This is a genomic window from Bacillus cereus group sp. BfR-BA-01441, assembly GCF_022663075.1.
GTDB classification, from domain to species: Bacteria; Bacillota; Bacilli; order Bacillales; family Bacillaceae_G; genus Bacillus_A; species Bacillus_A cereus.
This window is the reverse complement of record NZ_JAKUEU010000385.1, coordinates 1-228: the sequence shown is the minus strand read 5'-3', so window position 1 is coordinate 228 and position 228 is coordinate 1. Positions and strand designations below refer to the sequence as shown.

Below are 228 nucleotides of genomic sequence, written 5' to 3'. Positions count from 1 at the left end.
CTAGAATGTTCGGCGGCTTCGCTTCTTCCCCAGAGGCAAAGAGCGCCTCAAGGTCAGAAGCTCCATCCACCTCACATTCTGAACGAGCCACTTTCGCTTTTTGATGGAATCCAGCTACAGTGGCTAGAATGTTCGGCGGCTTCACTTCTTCCCGAGAGGCAAAGAGCGCCTCAAGGTCAGAAGCTCCATCCATCTCACATTCTGAGCGAGCCACTTTCGCTTTTTGAT

The 228-nt window shown here is 52.2% G+C and carries 1 protein-coding gene; it reads right to left on the bottom strand.

What is annotated here, in order from left to right; all coding sequences use genetic code 11:
• Window positions 1-228, bottom strand: a 228-nt coding sequence (locus MR107_RS30945; RefSeq protein WP_242293218.1) for a hypothetical protein, incomplete at both ends; no start/stop codon positions are given.